The following is an 804-nucleotide window of genomic DNA, read 5'->3' as shown; positions in this document are numbered from 1 at the left end:
AGGGGTGAAAATTCAGCTTGAATATGATTTATTAAGTGGACGGTTCCTGCATATTCATACCGGTCCGGGTAAACAACATGATCGAACCTACGGTTCTCTGTGTGTCCCAACTGTGACAGCGAATGATTTATGTATCCGAGATTTAGGATATTTTCATTTGAAAGATCTTCAACATATACAGGATAAAAAGGCTTACTATATCTCTCGTATCAAGTCGAATACACGTATTTATCAAAAAAATCCCGATCCTGATTATTTTCGAGATGGAAGAATCAAAAAAGGTACGGAGTATATACAGATAGATATGGAGGTCTTAATGAACTCTCTTCAGCCAGGACAAACATGTGAAATACCCGACGCTTATGTAGGAATGACCGATAAAGTACCTACTCGTGTGATTGTTCATCGACTAACAAAAGAACAACAAGAAAAACGATTACAAGATCAAACCGTAAGAGAAAAAAAGAAAGGAATGAAGTATTCTCCTCGTAGTAAACGACTCAGTGGTATCAATGTATATATGACAAACACTTCTACAGATGTTGTCCCAATGGGACAAGTACATGATTGGTATTCTTTACGTTGGCAAATCGAAATTTTATTTAAAACGTGGAAATCATTCTTTTGCATTCATCATTGTAAAAAGATAAAACAAGAACGATTGGAATGCCATTTGTATGGGCAACTGATTGCCATTCTACTCTGTTCCTCTATTATGTTTCAAATGCGGAAGTTACTTCTTATGAAGAAGAAACAAGAATTGAGTGAATATAAAGCTATTTATATGATTAAAGACTATTTTTT

1 protein-coding gene is annotated in these 804 nt (G+C 35.0%); it reads left to right on the top strand.

Translation table 11 applies throughout. The features are described 5' to 3' along the window. A partial coding sequence (locus ACM6HU_RS27330) for an IS4 family transposase (RefSeq protein WP_414848551.1) occupies positions 1 to 804 on the top strand: 804 nt, incomplete at both ends.

The sequence above is a fragment of the Bacillus sp. IT-79MI2 genome (genome assembly GCF_949768135.1).
Classification (GTDB): domain Bacteria; phylum Bacillota; class Bacilli; order Bacillales; family Bacillaceae_G; genus Bacillus_A; species Bacillus_A pseudomycoides.
Note: the sequence above shows the minus strand (reverse complement) of the source record. Positions and strands in the feature narration are given on the sequence as shown.